The following is a 12,768-nucleotide window of genomic DNA, read 5'->3' as shown; positions in this document are numbered from 1 at the left end:
TTTGGTTTGTGGCGTAGCGCGCTGACGCACCATACTAGTATACTTATCGGAAAACGTAACGGTTAGACAACCACCGCCGCGCCATCAGAGGACAGGCCAACATTGCGCCGGAAAACCTCGAACAATTCGCGGCCGACGCCGTTGCCATTGCCTGTCAAGTCCGCGACAGCCGGCGTGCGGGTGCTCAGATCAACATCCAACACATCGATGGTTCCTTTGGTCGCGTCCAAACGCACAATATCGCCATCTTGGATCAGGCTGATCGGACCATTGTCAGCTGCCTCGGGGCTCAGGTGGATCGCTGATGGGACTTTGCCAGACGCGCCCGACATGCGCCCATCTGTGACCAGCGCCACCTTAAGCCCGCGGTCTTGCAAGATCGCCAGCGTTGGGGTCAGCCCGTGCAGCTCTGGCATCCCGTTAGATTTAGGCCCTTGGAAACGTACTACAATAATCGTGTCGCTTGTCAGCTCGCCTGCTTTAAAGGCGTCTTTGACCGCGTCTTGGGTGTGGAAGATACGTGCTGGGGCCTCGACGACATGGCGTTCTTTGGCGACGGCAGAGGCTTTGATCACGCCGCGCCCAAGGTTGCCTTGAAGCTGTTTAAGCCCGCCTTCGGGCTGGAATGGATCGCTTGCAGGGCGCAAGATCTTTTCGTTTTGCGATTTGCCCGCGCCCGGAACATAGCTGATCCGCCCGTCCGTCAGTTTGGGTTCTTGCGTATAAAGATGCAGCCCGTCGCCTGCGACGGTTTTCACGTCATCATGCAAAAGCCCCGCGTTCAACAATTCGCCGATCATGAACCCAAGCCCACCCGCTGCATGGAAGTGGTTCACATCGGCCAGCCCGTTTGGATAGACTTTCGCCATCAGTGGGGTCACGTCCGACAGATCGCTAAAGTCTTGTAGATCAAGAATAATCCCAGCGGCCCGTGCCATCGCGGGCAGGTGCAGCACGAGGTTGGTTGATCCGCCCGTGGCCATCAGCCCGACAAGCCCGTTTACGAATGCCTTTTCATCCAGCACATCGCAGGTTGGCGTGAACTGATTGCCAAGCGCAGTGATTTCGAGTGCGCGTTCGGTGCCAGCCGTTGTGAGCGCATCGCGCATCGGTGTGTTTGGGTTTACAAATGACGCGCCGGGCAGGTGTAGCCCCATGAATTCCATCAACATTTGGTTGGTGTTGGCCGTGCCGTAAAACGTACAGGTGCCCGGCCCGTGATAGGATGCCATTTCTGATTTCATCAACTCATCGCGGCCAATTTCACCAAGCGCAAATTGCTGACGCACTTTGGCTTTTTCATCATTTGGTAGGCCCGACGTCATCGGTCCGGCAGGCAAAAACACGCTAGGAATATAGCCAAATGTCGCGGCAGCCATCACAAGGCCGGGAATGATTTTGTCGCAAACCCCAAGATAAATCGCCGCGTCAAACACGTTATGCGACAGGCCCACCCCAGCAGCTAAGGCGATGACATCACGCGAAAATAGCGAGAGCTCCATCCCTGTTTGCCCTTGGGTGACGCCGTCACACATGGCTGGCACACCGCCGGCAACTTGCGCAGTCCCACCAGCCGCCCGCGCGGCGGCGCGGATCAGGTTGGGGTATTGTTCAAATGGCTGATGCGCGGAAAGCATATCGTTATAGGCGGAAATGATACCAATATTCGGCGCGCGCCCGGCGGCCAGAGTATCCTTGTCTTCGCCCATCGCGGCATAGGCATGCGCAAGGTTGCCGCAGGCCATATGCGCGCGGCGTGGTCCCTCGGATGCGGCATTGGCCATATTTTCAAGATAGGTTTGACGCGTCTCTTCGGAACGTGCACGAATCCGGTCCGTCACGGCAAGAATGGTGGGATGAAGTGGCATTGGCTTCCTCATGGGATGTATTTGCGAGCAATCTATCATAAAGTGTTAGCGCTAACAAGTGAGTCGCTGCGGATTTAGTTGTCTTATTGTTAGCCTGTCTCGCGTAATCGCTTATCACAGCACGGTGCCTATGCTATGGCGCGACAAGAATTCTAAACAGAACAAACGGGTTAGAGATATGATCGTGATGAAACGGTTACTGGCAATGATGATGCTGATTGCGGTGATGGCCGCCTGTGCAGGGCCGGGCTCGGACCCACGCCCTGTGATGGATCGGTCCTATACGCTGCAATCGTTAAATTTTGTCGCTACGCCGGGGCTCGTGGTGTCTGAAGACAACGGATATTATCCGCAAGCGGATATCGTCTGGCGCGGTGATCGGCCCGGCCCACGTGTCGCGCAGATCGGCGCGATGTTCGAAACGGCTGCTGCGCGCAATGCTTCGGTAATCCGTGGCGACGTGCCTGTCACCTTGGATATTCAGTTGATCCGCTTTCATGGCGTGACCGAAAAAACCCGCGGCTCTGTCGGTGGTGTCTATAACATTGTCTTTATGATGACAGTGCGCGACGCCCGCACGGGTGCCGTGATTGAACCCGCGCGCCGGATTGAGGCAAACCTGAAAGCCCCCGGAGGTAGCCAAGCACAAGCGCTTGAACGGGCAGGCCGCACTGAAAAGGTTGAGGTGGTGGATTTCTTGACCGCTACACTGCGGAATGAACTGATCTAAAACGCGGCACCTTTCCAAAGGGTGGTGAATAGGGGTAGGAGGTCAGATATGAATACATCTGATACCGCCCCCGCCACTATGCCTGTCGTCCGCCTAATCCCCAAGGCTGAAGCCCGTGCAATTCGCCACGGCTACCCTTGGGTCTATGCCAATGAATTGGTGACCGACCGACGCACCCGTAACCTGACCCCTGGCACAATTGCCCAGCTTGAGGATGCCAGCCGCACGCCGATGGGCGTTGTCGCTGTGACGCCCGCGTCAAAAATCATCTGCCGGATGCTTGATCAAAACCCAGATGCGGTGATTGATCAGGCTTGGTTCAATGCGCGGTTAACCCGTGCGCTGGCACACCGCGATCGTCTTTATGACGCACCTTTCTACCGGCTTGTGCATGCAGAGGCTGATGGGCTTCCCGGCGTTGTGATTGACCGTTTTGGTGACACTGCGGTTGTTCAGCCCAATGCGGCTTGGGCCGATGCATTGATCACCCCGCTAGTTGCTGCATTGCAAGATGTTACGGGCGTCACCACCGTGATTATGAACGGCACCGGACGGGCGCGCACGCTCGAAGGGCTGGAAGAAAAGACCGAAGTCATCGTGGGTGAGGCGCCAACCGGGCCGATCCCTGTACCCATGAATGGCGCGACCTATATGGCGGATGTCATGGGGGGGCAGAAAACAGGCCTGTTCTTTGACCAGCGTCCCAACCACGCATTCGCCGCAGGCTTGGCCAAAGATGCCCGTGTTCTAGACGTGTTTTCGCATGTTGGCGGCTTTGGTCTGGCGGCATTGGCAGGGGGCGCGCAATCCGCGCTTGCCGTTGATGGCTCTGCGCCAGCGCTCGAATTGGCGGCCCAAGGGGCAGCGGCGATGGGGGCCACGGATCGGTTCGAAACCCGCAAGGGCGATGCATTCGATGTGCTGGCCACCTTGGCCGAGGAAGACGCGCGTTTTGACGTTGTCGTCTGTGATCCGCCCGCCTTTGCACCCACACGTAACGCAGCCGAAGCGGGCTTGCGCGCTTATGAACGGGTCGCACGTTTGGCCGCACCTTTGGTGACCGAAGGCGGATACCTTGTGCTTTGCTCATGTTCGCACGCCGCAGATATCACCAAATTCCGTAACGCATCTGCGCGGGGCATTGGCCGGGCAGGACGGCGTGGGCAGATCATCTACACCGGCTTTGCCGGGCCAGATCATCCGCAAATGCCGCATTTGGCTGAAAGCGGATATCTCAAGGTTATCGTTTTCCGCCTATGAGGGTGATGATCGACGCCTGCGTGCTTTACCCAACAGTCATGCGCGAGGTCGTGCTTGGCTGTGCGCAGGCCGGATTGTTTGAACCCCGCTGGAGCCCGCGTATTTTAGAAGAGTGGGCGCGCGCGACCCGTAAACTGGGGCCAGAGGCCGAAGTTTATGCGCGCGGCGAAATCGCCGCACTTGGCGCGCAGTTTCCCAAGGCCTGTGTCAGCTATGATCCAGCCCGCGAGGCGCAGTTTTGGTTGCCTGATCCGGGTGATATTCATGTGCTGACGGCGGCTGTGATCGGATCATGTGATGCGGTGCTAACAGTCAACGCCAAAGACTTCCCCGGCAATATTTTGGGCGAAGAGGGGCTGATACGACGCGATCCAGACGGATTCTTGTGCCAATTTTTCGCACAGTCCCCAGATGCCGTGCGCCCGGTTGCCGACCGGGTATTGGCCGAGGCGAACCGCCTGTCGGACCGCCCGTGGGACATGCGCGCGCTAATGAAAAAAGCACGCCTGCCAAGGTTCGGTAAAGCGCTGATCGCCTAGCGCCATTTGGCTTCATTGGCCTCAATCGCGGCAATACGTTGCGCGGTCTTGGGATGGCTGAGCAACCACGCAGGGGTGCTTGCGCCGCGCGCGCCTGTCAGCGTTTCCAGCTTTTTGAACAGTGTCTTTTGCGGCGCAGTCCCTATCCCGGCCTTGGTTAAAAGGGCAGAGGCATAGGCGTCCGCTTCAAACTCATCCTTGCGCGATATTCCTGCGGCCACGAGGCGCATCGCCATCCCTGCAAGCCAAGGGCCGACCACAGGGATAAACCGGTTTAGCACCATGGCAAGCGCCGTGCGCATCGCGTTTTGACCCGAGAAATCGATCATCCTGCGTTTTGCGTGACCCAAGGCAACATGCCCCAATTCATGTGCGATCACTGATGCCATCTCATCAGCGCTGACCTTGCCTTCGAGATATTTTTCGTAAAACCCGCGGGTGATAAAAATCCGCCCATCGGCCACCGCAAGACCGTTCACTGGCGCGATTTCATAGATATGCACGCGAATGCGGTCGATATCCAATGCCTTGGCCATTCGGTGCATCATTTGGTTTAGGTTTGGGTCAACCAATTCGGTTGATTTCGCGTCCAATTCACGCGCAGTCCGCCAGACAGAAAACCGGTACATCACGAGGCCATAAAGTACGGCCATAAGAATGGGAGCGAGTTTGATCATAGCGTTAATATGGTTCTGAAACCATGCAGCGCAAGGTGATCATGCGAGGTTGAGCCGCTGTTTGGCCTCATCGTGCAATTTGTAATGCGCTGGGACTTGAAGCGCCTTGCGCAGAAAATCGTCAGAGAACCCGGAAACGTAGGCGCGCATATTGTCGCTGATTGTCACCTGTGGCCCTTCAAACGGTCGATGATGCACCTTCATGCCTGCCGTGATCGTGCCGCTGCGCAATACCCGCGCATAGGCGCCGGGGCGCGCGGCTTCATAGAACTCTTTGACGGCTTTGCCGCTGCCGATATGGGCCGCATAGGTGGCACAAGGGATACGCGGTGACGTAATTTGCAACAGCACATCACCAATCACAAAGATATCGCCAATCACCAAATCTGTACTGCAAAGGCCAGATATCAAAAGGTTTTCACCAAAGAAACCGGGTGGGGTGGGGCGACCCAATTTGACCTCCCACCAAAGCCTGTCTTCTTCGCCAAAAATGTAGACGGCTTGATCTACGCCACCGTGATGTTTGGTGTCACAGATCACGTCACCGGCAAGACCCAGATCGCTGACCGCCGCCTGTGGCACAGGTTTTTTGAAATGCCCTGTTAGGCCCGATTTCGCGGGTGTTGGTTCGGCCTTGCCGATTTGGATGCTCAGCAATTCCATTCAGCGGCCCAGTGATTTCATGCCAGATTCAATCCCAGCCAAGGTCATCGGCACCATGCGGTCAGCGCCAAAAATGTCTTGGATCATTTGGATCGAATGGGTGTAGCCCCAATAGCGTTCATCCGTGGGATTGATCCACAGATGTTGCGGCCATTGTTCGCGCGCGCGCGTCAGCCAGGTTTCTCCGCTTTCGGGGTTCCAATGTTCATTTGCGCCGCCCTTATAGGCGATTTCATAGGGTGACATGCTGGCATCGCCCACAAAAATGCATTTGTAGTCAGATCCATAGGTGCGCAGCACATTCCAAGTCGGTGTTTGTGCATCCCAACGACGCGCATTGTCACGCCAGACGCCTTCGTACAGGCAATTGTGGAAATAGAAGTGTTCAAAATGCTTGAATTCGGATTTCGCCGCACTGAACAGTTCCTCGACGAGCTTGATATGCGGGTCCATTGACCCACCAATATCAAGAAAAAGCAGGACTTTGACAGCGTTGCGCCGCTCTGGCCGGGTTTGCACATCAAGATAACCGTTTTCAGCGGTGGCGCGGATGGTTCCCGACAGGTCCAATTCGTCATGTGCGCCGTCGCGAGCCCAACGGCGCAGGCGTTTGAGCGCGACCTTAATGTTGCGCGTGCCCAGTTCGACGCTGTCATCAAGGTTGCGAAATTCGCGTTTATCCCAAACTTTGGTCGCGCGTTGGTGGCGGCTCTCGGCTTGGCCGATGCGCACACCTTCGGGGTTGTAACCATAAGCGCCAAAGGGTGAAGTCCCCGCAGTGCCCACCCATTTATTGCCGCCCTGATGCCGGCCCTTTTGTTCTTCGAGCCGTTTCTTGAGCGTCTCCATCAGCTTTTCAAAGCCACCCAACGCGTCGATTTCCGCTTTTTCTGCGGCGCTTAGGTGCTTTTCTGCCAGCTTTTCAAGCCAATCAGCGGGAATATCGACGGCCTTCATCACCGCCTCTGGCGGGATCGCGTCAAGCCCTTGAAACGTCGCGGCAAAGGCGCGGTCGAATTTATCAAGATTGCGTTCATCTTTGACCATGATCGTGCGCGCAAGATAGTAAAACGCATCGATGTCATAGGTCGCCAGACCCGCTTCCATCCCTTCGAGAAAGGCCAAGAATTCGCGCAGCGATACCGGGACCGCGTGTTTGCGCAAATTGTCAAAGAAGGGCAGGAACATGGGCTAGGTCAGGCTGCGTTCAATGAAAATGAGGGTGAACAGGCCGATCAGCCCAAAGATGATCGCAAATGCGATGGCCCATTGCGCAATATCCTTGCCGGACCCGCCGCGCAATTTTGCGCGTACGCCCCCTACAATGGCCCCAAACAATAGCCCAAAAAGCGGAAAAATCATGCCTCTAACCCTTAGTTAGCTTGGATTGTCACGCGTAAGCGACGCGATTTCATTGAGCCGGTCGATGACCTCATCCCGGCTGCCAAACCCGTAACGCCCCCATGCGAGACTGTCCAGCCGTAGCGCGGCGCCGGCCTCAGTGTTGCCTTGCAGATCAAGCGCCTCTGCTTTGAACATCATGAGCTGGGCCAAAAGTGCCGCGTTTTCGTGCCGCTGAGCAGCGGGGATAGCCTGATCAACGATCCGGATTGTCGTTTGTGGGTCACGCGCAATCAGCGTCGCAGCGGCAAGCTGCACGGCGACATGGGCCGCGTGAATATCCATGATGCGATTTTGTGAATAGGCTTGGTTTGCGGCGTTAAACGCATAAAGCGCTTGGGACGCGTCATTGCTGATTTGCAGGCGCCCATAGGCGTAATACGCAAAGCCTTCGCGCGCCCCAGACCAACCTACCTGTCCGCCTATATCGATGGCGCGTGCGGCCGCAGCGCGTCGCGACGACAAGCTGCCTTGCCCGCCAAGCGCGGTTTCCATCGCCGATTTCCAAGACCGTGGCGTGGCTGGTTCAACGGATCCGCCGCCGCGTTGCCCGGCGGGATTGATCCGTGCCAAAATGCCGGGAATGCGGCTTGCGGCTTGGGCACGGGTCATGCCGTTTTGCAACTGATCATCGTAAAAAGCGCGCAAGATCAACATGTCAAAACCTGTCAGCACAGCATGGATATTGTCATCATTATAAACGGAATCGGGCAGGCGATAGAGATCGTTGAGCGGCCCGAGTGCTTGCGCCAATTCTTCGTGCATACAGTCGCGGGCTTCTTGTGGGGGGATGCCGGCGGGGATGAAAATCGCGGCGTGTTCACGCTGTGTCAGCGTCGTCCAATCCAGCGCGCCATTGCGCCGCGAGCGTTGCAATTCAGCCCAGCTTTGTACCCGAGGCACCACAAAACAGGCTGCGTTTGGTGCCGCGCGCCGCATCTGCGCAGGAGAGATGATTTCGATCACAATGCTCGCATTTGCCGCATTGCTGCGCGAAATGTCGATCCGCGCCTCATTGCGAAGACGGACCAATAGCTGATCAAGATCGCGGTCCATATAGCTCGGGAAATTACCAGCCGTGCGCACGGTAATTGTCTCTTTGAAACGGGTTAAAACGGGTAGCGCTTGCCCGGTTTCCATTTGAAACGCGAGGTCAAGAAAATCCCCGGCGATTTCGGAATTGGGGCGTTGCGGCGCGGTCGGTGTCGCAACGCCAAAGCTGCGCATCTGCGGAAACACCAAAAGGGTGGGTTGGGGGGCTTGCGTGGCGTCGGGCGCTGGCGCGCAGGCCGTCAAACAAGCAAAAGCAAAGGCCGCGAGCCGTTTCATGCGGGCCGCTGATATTTGATGAAGTTGGTTAATGTCCCGACGCGATCATAAAGCTGGCGACCCGTCTGGTTGTCTTCTTGTGTCAGCCAATAAACGTTTGGCGCGCTCTGCGCATCGGCGGCGGCATAGACGGCTTCGATCAGCTGGCGGCCCACACCAGTGCCGCGCACAGCGGGTGCTGCGAAGAGATCCTGAAGATAGCAGGCGTTTTCGATCCGCCAGCAATGGCGATGAAATAGAAAATGGACAAGCCCAACGGGCGTGTCATTCTGTACAGCCAAGAATCCGCTGAAATCCTGCGGATCATCGCCAATCAATCGCGCGAATGTCGCATCGTAAACTTCTGATGGTAAAGATGTTTTATAGAACGTCAGATAATCTGACCAAAGCGCGGCCCAAGCGGACTTATCCGCTTCGCGTAGGGGCCGAATTATCGTCTGTGTCATGTCTTTTTGCCCCTTCATTGCGGCGACAATAAACTGGTTTCGCGTGGGTTCCAGTCAAATTGCCGTTAGCGGCCTGAACGCGCCATAAAGGCGAGCCGTTCAAACAGGTGGACGTCTTGCTCGTTCTTCAGCAGCGCACCGTGCAGTTTCGGCAATGCATTCGCCCCATCTCGTTTCAATTCATCGGGTGTCAGGTCTTCGGCCAGCAGCAGTTTGAGCCAATCCAAAACCTCGGAGGTTGATGGTTTCTTCTTCAACCCGGCCGTATCGCGGATTTCATAAAACTGCGTGAGCGCGGTGCTCAGAAGCGTGTCTTTGATATCTGGGAAATGCACCGCGACAATTCTGCGTAGCGTATCAATGTCAGGGAATTGAATGTAATGGAAAAAACAACGGCGCAAAAACGCGTCGGGCAATTCTTTTTCGTTATTTGATGTGATGATGATCAGGGGGCGGTGGTTGGCGCGTATCGTTTCGCCTGTCTCATAGACGTGGAATTCCATCCGATCCAATTCCTGCAACAGATCGTTTGGGAATTCGATATCGGCCTTGTCGATTTCGTCGATGAGCAGCACGGATTGTTCCGGGGCGGTAAATGCCTGCCAGAGTTTGCCCTTTTTGATGTAATTGCCGACATCATTCACTTTGGCATCGCCCAATTGGCTGTCACGCAACCGGCTTACGGCATCATATTCATACAGACCTTGCTGTGCTTTGGTTGTAGATTTTATGTTCCACTCAATCATGGGCATATTTAGGGCTGTGCTGACCTGGCGTGCCAATTCTGTTTTGCCCGTGCCCGGCTCGCCCTTAACGAGCAACGGGCGCTGCAATGTCATCGCCGCGTTCACTGCGACCCGCAGGTCGGTTGTCGCAACGTAAGTGTCGGTGCCTGTAAACTTCATCTGGGTAAATCCAATTATTGTGCGGGCAATCTAACAGGTCAGTCGCGATCATCAACAACACATAATCGTTAAAATCAGGGGGTGACAGTTGCCAATTGAAGGAGTAAACCCCGGCGTAATTAAGGTCATGGACTTGTTGCATTTGCATTCCACATTGGCCGCGCCGGAGAATTAATAAGGTATGACGATGAAAGCCGAAACGTTTCTGCCAGAAGACTATACCCCCGCCGATAACGAGCCGTTCATGAACGAACGCCAGACGGAATATTTCCGCCGCAAGCTTTTGAACTGGAAGGCTGAACTGGTCGAAGATACCCGCGACACAGTGGCCGGGATGAAAGACCAGACCCGTAATATTCCTGATGTCGCGGACCGCGCGTCCGAGGAAACAGATCGTTCACTTGAACTGCGCACACGCGACCGCCAGCGCAAGCTTGTGACCAAGATCGACGCAGCCCTGCGCCGCATCGACGAAGGTGAATATGGCTATTGCGAAATGACCGGAGAGGCGATTTCTCTCAAACGGTTGGACGCACGCCCCATCGCCACCATGAGCCTTGAGGCACAAGAGCGCCACGAGCGCCGCGAAAAGGTGCACCGCGACGACTAAGATGCAGAGCAACGCAAATCGCAACGTCGCCGTTATTGGCGGCGGGATCGGGGGGCTGACCACAGCCCTTGCGTTCGCACAGCAAGGTGCCGCTGTCACCGTCTATGAAAAAGCCCCTGCCTTGACTGAGGTCGGCGCCGGGCTACAGATTACCCCAAACGGTATGCGCGCGCTTTATGCGCTTGGTCTTGAAAAGGCGCTGAGTGTGACAGGGGTGCGTGCCGCCGCCGTCATCCCAACGGATGCTGTCACCGGACACGAAATCACCCGGTTTGATCTCTCATCACAATCGCCAGCCTACCGCTTCTTTCATCGCGCGGCCTTGATCGACCTGCTTGCGCGCGCCTGCGCGGCTGCGGGCGTGACCGTGCAGCTAAACGCCAAGATCGCAGATGTGCAGGTTGACGGATCGTTTCTGGCGGCTGGTAAACGGCTGCGCCCTGATCTGACCATCGGTGCCGATGGGCTGCATTCGACAGTCCGCAGCGTGATCAATAAACCCACAACGCCGTTTTTCACTGGCCAAGTCGCCTGGCGAGCATTGGTAAAAACGACGGATGCCGATCCGGTTGCGCGTATTTGGATGGCACCGGGCCGCCATGTTGTGACCTATCCGCTGTCGGGTGGGCGGTTGAATATCGTCGCCGTGCAGCAGCGCAGCCAATGGGCGGATGAAGGCTGGAACCATCCTGATGATCCCGGCAATTTGCGTCATGTCTTTGCCGACTGCCATTGGAGCCTGAAATCCATTCTTGCCGATGTTGAAAAGGTCAACTTGTGGGGATTGTTCCGGCACCCGGTGGCGCAGCGGTGGCAGATGGGGACGCTGGCGATTTTGGGCGATGCCGCGCACCCGACGCTGCCGTTTTTGGCGCAGGGTGCGAATCTTGCGATCGAAGACGCATATGTCTTGGCGCAATCTTGCAACGCGCATGAGACATTGAACACAGGTTTGCGCATTTACCAGCAAGCCCGTCGTGACCGGGTGATCCGTGCGATTAAGGTGGCTAACGCCAATGCGCGCAATTACCACTACGCGGGTGTCAAACGTAAGGTCGCGCATGGCGGCCTGCGCGCAATGGGTGCGGTGGCACCCAAGGCGTTTCTCAACCGCTTGTCATGGCTTTATGATTTTGACGTCAGCGCCTAGCGGAAATAGTAATTCGCTTGGTAAGTGACCTGTTCAAGCACTTCAAAGCTACTGAAATCAACGCGGTAGACGTCATCTTCGATGCGAATATAGACCCAGCCGTCGCGCACTGGGGGAAAGCCGAAGTACCCGGCATTCATCATGATCGAATGTTCGCCACGCGTAAGATAGCTGCCAATTTCGACCGGGTTTGGGCGCGGGGCGGTAGAGGATTCTGGTACCGACACACAGCCAGCCCCTGTTGACGCCATCGCGCATTGCGCGGCAGCGACCGAAGGGCTCAGAGCGGTCATAATAGTGACCATCAATGTGATTTTTCCGAGCATGTTCCGATGCTCCCTACAAAAGAAAATAATTAGATACGACCTGAATCTAGGACCTTAAGCTGCGAGGTCAACCCAGACGGGCACATGATCCGATGGGCGTTCGCGCCCCCGCACAGCAGATTCGATCCAGCAATTATTCAACAAATCTGCGCATTGTGGGGTCAAAAGGAAATGATCAATGCGGATTCCGTTGTTTTTTTCCCACGCGCCTGCTTGATAATCCCAGAATGAATAATGGCCCGCGCCTGTCTCACAGGACCGAAAGGCTTCGGTGAAGCCGAGGTTTACGATCGCGCGAAATGCGGCGCGGCTTTCGGGACGAAACAGCGCGTCATCGGTCCAAAGTTCTGGACGCGCTGCATCTTCGGGTTGTGGGATGATGTTGTAGTCCCCGGCCATCAGCGCGGGCATTTCATCCGCGAGCAATTCTTGCGCACGCGCGTGCAGCCGGTCCATCCAACGTAGTTTGTAATCGTATTTGGGGCCGGGGGCTGGGTTGCCATTGGGCAGGTACAGACCGCAAATGCGGATCGCGACATCACTTACGACAGTCGCTTCGATATAGCGCGCCTCTTCGTCGTCGATGCCTTCGCGCCCGGCGCCCGCTGCACCGGGCAGGCCGCGTGTTACATCTTCAAGCGGCAGCTTTGACAGGATCGCGACGCCGTTAAACCCCTTTTGCCCATGCGTTTCGACGTTATAGCCTTTGTCTTCAAGGGCTTCGCGCGGAAACCCTTCGTCTTGGGATTTGATTTCTTGCAAAATCGCGACGTCCGGATTGGTATCGTCAAGCCAGTCTGACAGCGCGTTCATCCGCGCCTTAATGCCGTTAATATTGAATGTCGCGATTTTCATGGCCAATCC

Annotated in this window: 15 protein-coding genes; 5 read left to right on the top strand and 10 right to left on the bottom strand. The window is 56.3% G+C overall.

The window, feature by feature from the left end; translation table 11 throughout:
* Positions 1 to 62: 62 nt before the first annotated feature.
* Entirely contained in the window at positions 63 to 1,868 is a 1,806-nt protein-coding gene (gene edd / locus Yoon_RS01340; RefSeq protein WP_238109459.1) for a phosphogluconate dehydratase, read from the bottom strand.
* 178 nt (positions 1,869 to 2,046) lie between these two features.
* Here edd and Yoon_RS01335 point away from each other — a divergent pair, with 178 nt between their 5' ends.
* Genes Yoon_RS01335 through Yoon_RS01325 form a run of 3 tightly spaced genes read left to right on the top strand, consistent with a single transcriptional unit; the run spans position 2,047 to position 4,397 of the window.
* Positions 2,047 to 2,598 carry a DUF6778 family protein gene (locus Yoon_RS01335; RefSeq protein WP_238109458.1) on the top strand — a complete coding sequence of 184 codons (552 nt, stop codon included), beginning with the start codon at positions 2,047 to 2,049 and terminating at the stop codon, positions 2,596 to 2,598.
* 48 nt (positions 2,599 to 2,646) lie between these two features.
* Positions 2,647 to 3,858, top strand: a complete 1,212-nt coding sequence (locus tag Yoon_RS01330) for an RSP_2647 family RNA methyltransferase (protein ID WP_238109456.1) — start codon at positions 2,647 to 2,649, stop codon at positions 3,856 to 3,858.
* Positions 3,855 to 4,397, top strand: a complete 543-nt coding sequence (locus Yoon_RS01325; protein WP_238109455.1) for an RSP_2648 family PIN domain-containing protein — start codon at positions 3,855 to 3,857, stop codon at positions 4,395 to 4,397. The genes Yoon_RS01330 and Yoon_RS01325 overlap by 4 nt, the downstream gene beginning before the upstream one ends.
* Here Yoon_RS01325 and Yoon_RS01320 read toward each other — a convergent pair.
* The 7 genes from Yoon_RS01320 to Yoon_RS01290 all read right to left on the bottom strand — a co-directional run bounded on the left by Yoon_RS01320 (position 4,394) and on the right by Yoon_RS01290 (position 9,818).
* On the bottom strand, positions 4,394 to 5,074 hold the full coding sequence (locus tag Yoon_RS01320) for a M48 family metallopeptidase (protein ID WP_238109453.1): 681 nt from the start codon (positions 5,072 to 5,074) through the stop codon (positions 4,394 to 4,396). The genes Yoon_RS01325 and Yoon_RS01320 overlap by 4 nt on opposite strands.
* 39 nt (positions 5,075 to 5,113) lie before the next feature.
* A complete protein-coding gene (locus tag Yoon_RS01315) occupies positions 5,114 to 5,737 on the bottom strand; it encodes an MOSC domain-containing protein (protein WP_238109452.1) in 624 nt (207 codons plus the stop codon).
* Entirely contained in the window at positions 5,738 to 6,925 is a 1,188-nt protein-coding gene (locus Yoon_RS01310; RefSeq protein WP_238109451.1) for a VWA domain-containing protein, read from the bottom strand.
* A gap of 3 nt (positions 6,926 to 6,928) precedes the next feature.
* Positions 6,929 to 7,099, bottom strand: a complete 171-nt coding sequence (locus tag Yoon_RS01305; protein WP_181820808.1) for a hypothetical protein — start codon at positions 7,097 to 7,099, stop codon at positions 6,929 to 6,931.
* A gap of 15 nt (positions 7,100 to 7,114) precedes the next feature.
* Positions 7,115 to 8,467, bottom strand: a complete 1,353-nt coding sequence (locus Yoon_RS01300; protein ID WP_238109450.1) for a DUF2927 domain-containing protein — start codon at positions 8,465 to 8,467, stop codon at positions 7,115 to 7,117.
* Positions 8,464 to 8,913 carry a GNAT family N-acetyltransferase gene (locus Yoon_RS01295; protein ID WP_238109448.1) on the bottom strand — a complete coding sequence of 150 codons (450 nt, stop codon included), beginning with the start codon at positions 8,911 to 8,913 and terminating at the stop codon, positions 8,464 to 8,466. Before Yoon_RS01295 ends, Yoon_RS01300 begins: the two co-directional genes overlap by 4 nt.
* A gap of 65 nt (positions 8,914 to 8,978) precedes the next feature.
* Complete coding sequence (locus Yoon_RS01290; RefSeq protein ID WP_238109446.1) at positions 8,979 to 9,818, bottom strand: MoxR family ATPase; 840 nt, start codon at positions 9,816 to 9,818, stop codon at positions 8,979 to 8,981.
* Positions 9,819 to 10,005: 187 nt separating this feature from the next.
* Here Yoon_RS01290 and dksA point away from each other — a divergent pair, with 187 nt between their 5' ends.
* Complete coding sequence (gene dksA, locus Yoon_RS01285) at positions 10,006 to 10,428, top strand: RNA polymerase-binding protein DksA (protein ID WP_113776541.1); 423 nt, start codon at positions 10,006 to 10,008, stop codon at positions 10,426 to 10,428.
* A 1-nt stretch (position 10,429) separates the two neighbouring features.
* Entirely contained in the window at positions 10,430 to 11,578 is a 1,149-nt protein-coding gene (locus tag Yoon_RS01280; RefSeq protein WP_238109442.1) for an FAD-dependent monooxygenase, read from the top strand.
* On the opposite strand, the gene Yoon_RS01275 is transcribed toward Yoon_RS01280, so the two are convergent.
* Positions 11,575 to 11,904, bottom strand: coding sequence for a hypothetical protein (locus Yoon_RS01275; RefSeq protein ID WP_238109440.1), 330 nt, complete (start codon positions 11,902 to 11,904; stop codon positions 11,575 to 11,577). The genes Yoon_RS01280 and Yoon_RS01275 overlap by 4 nt on opposite strands.
* 54 nt (positions 11,905 to 11,958) lie before the next feature.
* Entirely contained in the window at positions 11,959 to 12,759 is an 801-nt protein-coding gene (gene xth, locus Yoon_RS01270; RefSeq protein WP_238109438.1) for an exodeoxyribonuclease III, read from the bottom strand.
* Positions 12,760 to 12,768 lie beyond the last annotated feature (9 nt).

It is taken from the genome of Yoonia sp. I 8.24, assembly GCF_022096995.1.
Lineage (GTDB): Bacteria > Pseudomonadota > Alphaproteobacteria > Rhodobacterales > Rhodobacteraceae > Yoonia.
This window is presented reverse-complemented; position numbering and strand designations above follow the sequence as displayed.

Coding starts and splice junctions, on each gene's coding strand:
- edd (WP_238109459.1), bottom strand. CDS start 1,868: ATGCCACTTCATCCCACCATTCTTGCCGTGACGGACCGGATTCGTGCA.
- Yoon_RS01335 (WP_238109458.1), top strand. CDS start 2,047: ATGATCGTGATGAAACGGTTACTGGCAATGATGATGCTGATTGCGGTG.
- Yoon_RS01330 (WP_238109456.1), top strand. CDS start 2,647: ATGAATACATCTGATACCGCCCCCGCCACTATGCCTGTCGTCCGCCTA.
- Yoon_RS01325 (WP_238109455.1), top strand. CDS start 3,855: ATGAGGGTGATGATCGACGCCTGCGTGCTTTACCCAACAGTCATGCGC.
- Yoon_RS01320 (WP_238109453.1), bottom strand. CDS start 5,074: ATGATCAAACTCGCTCCCATTCTTATGGCCGTACTTTATGGCCTCGTG.
- Yoon_RS01315 (WP_238109452.1), bottom strand. CDS start 5,737: ATGGAATTGCTGAGCATCCAAATCGGCAAGGCCGAACCAACACCCGCG.
- Yoon_RS01310 (WP_238109451.1), bottom strand. CDS start 6,925: ATGTTCCTGCCCTTCTTTGACAATTTGCGCAAACACGCGGTCCCGGTA.
- Yoon_RS01305 (WP_181820808.1), bottom strand. CDS start 7,099: ATGATTTTTCCGCTTTTTGGGCTATTGTTTGGGGCCATTGTAGGGGGC.
- Yoon_RS01300 (WP_238109450.1), bottom strand. CDS start 8,467: ATGAAACGGCTCGCGGCCTTTGCTTTTGCTTGTTTGACGGCCTGCGCG.
- Yoon_RS01295 (WP_238109448.1), bottom strand. CDS start 8,913: ATGACACAGACGATAATTCGGCCCCTACGCGAAGCGGATAAGTCCGCT.
- Yoon_RS01290 (WP_238109446.1), bottom strand. CDS start 9,818: ATGAAGTTTACAGGCACCGACACTTACGTTGCGACAACCGACCTGCGG.
- dksA (WP_113776541.1), top strand. CDS start 10,006: ATGAAAGCCGAAACGTTTCTGCCAGAAGACTATACCCCCGCCGATAAC.
- Yoon_RS01280 (WP_238109442.1), top strand. CDS start 10,430: ATGCAGAGCAACGCAAATCGCAACGTCGCCGTTATTGGCGGCGGGATC.
- Yoon_RS01275 (WP_238109440.1), bottom strand. CDS start 11,904: ATGCTCGGAAAAATCACATTGATGGTCACTATTATGACCGCTCTGAGC.
- xth (WP_238109438.1), bottom strand. CDS start 12,759: ATGAAAATCGCGACATTCAATATTAACGGCATTAAGGCGCGGATGAAC.